This is a genomic window from Desulfobulbaceae bacterium (assembly GCA_013792005.1).
GTDB lineage: Bacteria > Desulfobacterota > Desulfobulbia > Desulfobulbales > VMSU01 > VMSU01.
Window position 1 is genome coordinate 1 of sequence record VMSU01000147.1, and the last position, 4,013, is coordinate 4,013.

At 48.8% G+C, this 4,013-nt stretch carries 2 protein-coding genes; one reads left to right on the forward strand and one right to left on the reverse strand.

The annotated features are described in order from the left end of the window. Window positions 1-55: 55 nt before the first annotated feature. Entirely contained in the window at window positions 56-3,130 is a 3,075-nt protein-coding gene (locus FP815_08990; GenBank protein MBA3015076.1) for a Tn3 family transposase, read from the reverse strand. 208 nt (window positions 3,131-3,338) lie between these two features. Here FP815_08990 and FP815_08995 point away from each other — a divergent pair, with 208 nt between their 5' ends. After that, a complete protein-coding gene (locus tag FP815_08995) occupies window positions 3,339-3,947 on the forward strand; it encodes a recombinase family protein (protein ID MBA3015077.1) in 609 nt (202 codons plus the stop codon). The last annotated feature ends 66 nt before the right edge of the window (window positions 3,948-4,013 follow it).

Genomic DNA, 4,013 nt, shown 5'->3' on the forward strand with positions numbered 1-4,013 from the left:
ATTGGGTATTTTTGACTAAAACCGCGAAGGGTCAAGTTTGGACGAGATAAACTTATCATATCAGATTGTTAGCACTGCCAACTTCCGACACCACCAATTGACTGATAATCCGCTCAAGATCAATGATAACGCTGATTTCCTTAAACGTATACTCACCATAGAAATTCACATGCTTCCAACTCACTGGACTGATCCGTTTGATCCGGTCTGCTAGATCGAAATCCTTCACGCGTTCAGCGTACTCCAAAAGTTTGGATAAGATGCAAGCATTGTAGTAAATAACACAATTGGTAAGAAACCGCGAGCACTCGCTCCACAGCTGCTGTTCCAAGTCTGTCCTACCCCTTAATCTGCCGCCGTTTGCATACGCCACAGCACGCACAAGCTTGTGGTAGGACTCTCCGCGGTTCAGCACGCGCTGAACATTATGCCTGAGGCGTGGGGAGTCGACGTAGTTTAAGAGATAGCGGCTGCGATGGAGGTTATCCAACTCCCACAACGCTTTCTTTGTACGATTTTTCCGTGCGTAAGAGCTCAGTTTGCCAATGATCACGCTCTGACTGGTGACCTTCATAGCGAGCGAAGCGAGGATGTGCTTGATGTTGTCCTCCTCGGCGAGAATTAACCTGGTGTTCGCTTTGCTGCCCGGTTTTAACAGATACTTTTCGTCGTAGTTGCTCGGGTGTTTAAAACCGTAGAGTGTGTCCATCTTATCGCGGATATCGCGGTATCGTGGCGCGAACTGGTAGCCGGCAACTGCCAAGGTGAAAAAATTGACCGCGTTTGTGCCGTGCGTGTCGGTCGAGTGGACGCCTGGCCGGATCTCTGTCGTATTATTGGCCAAAATATCGTAGACATAATGTGATTCAGATTCATTAGCACCGATAATGCGAGCATTGAACGGTACATGGTTGGCCACTCCAGTATAGTTGCTGATGCCTTTTTTCAGGCCGAAGTACTTTGGTGAATGGCGTGAACGGATGGTGTGGCTCTGCGTCTCGAACTTCTGCCCATCGCTCGACGAATGGATCATGTCATTGATATTGTAGTGGCGGAAGATCTGTAACTTGGCCGTTGCGTTGCTAATCTGATCGTTGGCGTTCCGTACCGTCTCTGGACGCAGAAAATTCTTGGCGGCCGCGTATAACGTCGGGTAGCTCATATCCGAAATTGCGCCCATTTTACCCAAGCCGATATTTGTGCCATAGGCAATCAGGCATGCGACGACAGCGTGTCGATCCAGAGGTGTTTTTACGTACCTCTGAAGAATATGGGTGAACGTATCCAGGCACTTGCAGCGAGAGTCAATGAACTGGAGCAATTGCGCAATATGAATCTGTGGTACTCCGTCAAAAAAGGGATTGTTGACCGTCTCCTCTTCTTTTACATACGGTAGCGTCCAAGTGGTCGTACCGTTTTTCTTCTTGCTCAGCTTGATGTGTTGGTTTTCCCCAGAGAGAATCCGTCGATTTACATCATCGTAGGTGTTTTCCAGTTCCTCTTCAATGTCTTTGAGAACCTCGGCCATCGGTCGTGACAGCAATGGGGCATCGATATCTCTCAAAATCTGTTCTTTATCCCGATGCCAGATTTCCTTCTTTATCAGATCTTCGTCGAAGCTGCGAAAACGCAGCGAATCGTTGACATAGATGTCGCCCGCCTCCAATCTATCACGCAGCAGGCGGTACACCAAAAACTCGTATTTATCGGGATGGATGCTGTAGATGCCGTCCCTATCTTTTTCGTAGAGGTAGGATTTCACTCCCTGGGGGATGAATGCTTTCGGGATCTCTGCGAATTTGTAACGGGTAAGACTTTTTCCTTTGGCGAAGCTCTTTCTCAAAAACACGATCGCTTCCATCAGGCTGTCGTTTTCGCGGTGCCCCCCGAACGGTAGCCACAGCAGCAACGGTCGTAGGTACTGCTTGAACGACGGCGCAAGCGAGGCGATCAACTCCCATTCGATTGTTACAGTATCGAATGCTTGTGACCCGACGTATTGCGCAGCGCGCTGAAATTGATCACGTTGCAGGATGTCGAATGCACGCCGCTTGATCTCACCGAAGGACACCGAATCTGAGATGCTCTCGTCTAGAAACATGCTCAGTATCTGACCTATGCGCTCGGCGCTTTCGTTGCCTTCCTGTTTAAAAGCGAGAACCTGCTGTTCCATGCACTCTTTGGCGGTGGTGCTCACTTTACGCACATGGTAGATTAAGGCATTAATAAGATTGTCATTTATCTTCTGGTAGCGTTGCAGGAGAAAACACAAAAGATAGAGGCGAGCCATGCCGGTTGGCATTTGTTGCAGCTTTTGCACTGTATAGTAATCAACAAGGGCGGCATAATAGGCGATGCTGTCGTTGGAGATTCCCAATTCTGGCAACAACGCTTTTGCTGTTCGATTCAGAATTTCCAGGGACTGAATCCGTGCAATTTCCCGCTTCATTTCGCCCAGGGAAAAGTCCTTCGGGTCACGTTTCAAGGGCGTGACAGCATACATTCCGTCGCGTTCGACATAAAGTGCGTCGAGTGTCTTGATGGTGTCCTCATCCAACCGCCCCTCAAGGATAGAGGTCAGCCGTGCTCGTTCGTCAGCGAGAGCTTGGCTCACCACGTCTTGCATAAAACTGTAACCTGGCACGACGATTCGGCGGCTTTCCAAGTACTGCAAAAGATTTCGGAACAGAAAAATCGGCTTTGCTGAAATGCGTACAACCTGGCTGGCCCTCTCCATCAGGGTTGCGCGCGCCTCGGCATTGCAAGCTTGGTAGCCATACAAATCGAGAATCTTCCGCTGTTGTGCATGGCGGGTCTGTTTCAGGTTTGGTACGATAAGTTCTGTATTGTGGATATGCGGATAATGCTGTTGCAAAATATGCCGCATGTCTTCTTTTACGTCGTCGAATTCGAAAGCGTAGAACAGTGCCTTCGCTTTAAAGAAGCCGACCTGGAGGATAAATAGTACGCGACTAGCCAGTGTGTGGTAATCGTCAACCACGGTATGTTCTTCTGGTATGAGACTAAAGAAATGTACACGCTCTTCGTGGTTGAATCGTGGACGTCCGTATAACTCTTCGATCTCCTGATCGCCCAGGATTTTGAGCCGGTCGTTGTATCGGACGGCCATAGGCTGTTTAATTCTCCTGGGTGGAATTTAGTACAACAAAAACGGTCATTTTTCTGGTATAGAGCATTGCACGCTCAATAAGTCTTATTTTATACGATTGCCCACTTTATCATATCCCAATAAACCAGTATACTAAATCTAAGTGCCAATGAATATCTTGCGAGTTGAGTTTCGTGGTGAAAGCAGCTAACAACAACGGACCGTTTACATGCTCATCGGATACGCCAGAGTCTCGACCACCGACCAGCGCCTTGATCTTCAAAAGGATGCACTCTTAGCCGCTGGGTGTGAGCACATTTTTATAGACACCGCAAGCGGGGCCAAGGTGGAGCGGCCAGGGCTGACCGAGGCTTTTCAACATTGTCGCCCTGCCGATACGCTTGTCGTTTGGAAACTCGATCGTTTGGGACGTTCACTCCCGCATCTGGTTGAGACGGTTCGCGATCTCGTTTCCCGAGGTGTCGGGTTCAAGAGCTTGCAGGAAAACATTGACACCACGACTTCCGGAGGCAAGCTTATCTTCCATATCTTCGCATCGCTGGCTGAGTTCGAGCGGGACATCATCCGCGAGCGAACCAATGCTGGATTGTCAGCCGCACGAGCACGAGGTAGAAAAGGTGGCAGGCCAAAAGGGGTGGATGAAAAGAAGAAAAAGGCCGCTCTCTCGTTAAAGAAAGATCTTGATCGGAGCGTTAAGGATATTTGCGAGATTGTGGGGATTTCTCGAAACACTTATTACAAGTACACTAGCTCCGAGGATAAGCCGAAAACGAACGGTAAACCTAAAAAGTCGAGCCAGTCAGCAGGGCAATCCTAATGGGTTGATATAATTTGTTTATCTCACCCAAACTTGACCCTTCGCGGTTTTAGTCAAAAATACCCA

Bases quoted from the DNA above. Each gene is read 5' to 3' on its own strand.
- FP815_08990 (MBA3015076.1), bottom strand. From the start codon at position 3,130: ATGGCCGTCCGATACAACGACCGGCTCAAAATCCTGGGCGATCAGGAG.
- FP815_08995 (MBA3015077.1), top strand. From the start codon at position 3,339: ATGCTCATCGGATACGCCAGAGTCTCGACCACCGACCAGCGCCTTGAT.